Source organism: Bacteroides sp. AM37-9, from assembly GCF_003603455.1.
GTDB lineage: Bacteria > Bacteroidota > Bacteroidia > Bacteroidales > Bacteroidaceae > Bacteroides > Bacteroides xylanisolvens.
Map to the genome: position 1 here is coordinate 122,245 of NZ_QTNF01000017.1, position 676 is coordinate 122,920.

Here is a 676-nt window from a genome sequence, read left to right on the forward strand (position 1 = left end):
CTTGGGGGATTGCGTTAAAATTCTTATTTTTGCATCATGAAAACATCCTCTTCCCAAACGATTGATCCTGTTGCTTCTTTAAGCTTGTTCTTGCCTTCAGGAATCCTTGATTACTTTACCCTAGTCAATCATGTTTCTCAGGATACTTGCTTTATTCTTTATTTAGAGGAGAAAGCCACTATTCCTTCTGAGTACTCAGATCTACATCTTCACTCAAAAGGTTTCCTCCCTGAGATTGAAGTTCAGGACTTCCCTATCCGTGGTAAAGCCGTTTATTTACGTATCAAGCGTCGTCGCTGGGAAGATCCCTCCACTGGGCAGACATATAGTCGTGACTGGAGTTTGGTAGCCACCGGTACTCGCATAACCGCTGAGTTCGGTGCTTTTTTAAAAGAATTACTTAGATAATCACGCCGTTAGCTGCCAAAGTGTAGCAGAGCATTACTGTATGGATGGCAAACAGCTTCAAAGCCAATATAAAGATCACCTGAGTGACTTCCAGAATTGGGATCAGAGAGCACATGCCCAAGAGTATATCCTTTATCCAAAGAATATGGGTTATCGCCTATGTATTGACGAAACGGCTTTGAGCAAGGGAGATCTTTATACCATCTTAATAAATAGAGATAAGCGAGGTAGGAAAGGTTCTATTATAGCTGTAATTCAGGGCACTAAA

At 41.4% G+C, this 676-nt stretch carries 1 protein-coding gene and 1 pseudogene; both read left to right on the plus strand.

All coding sequences use genetic code 11. The features are described from left to right. Nucleotides 1-36 precede the first annotated feature (36 nt). Complete coding sequence (locus DW862_RS13830; RefSeq protein ID WP_007483771.1) at nt 37-408, plus strand: transposase family protein; 372 nt, start codon at nt 37-39, stop codon at nt 406-408. Nucleotides 409-448: 40 nt separating this feature from the next. Beyond that, nucleotides 449-676 (plus strand): annotated as a pseudogene (locus DW862_RS13835) (DDE transposase); the annotation flags it as partial.

Bases quoted from the DNA above. Each gene is read 5' to 3' on its own strand.
- DW862_RS13830 (WP_007483771.1), top strand. From the start codon at position 37: ATGAAAACATCCTCTTCCCAAACGATTGATCCTGTTGCTTCTTTAAGC.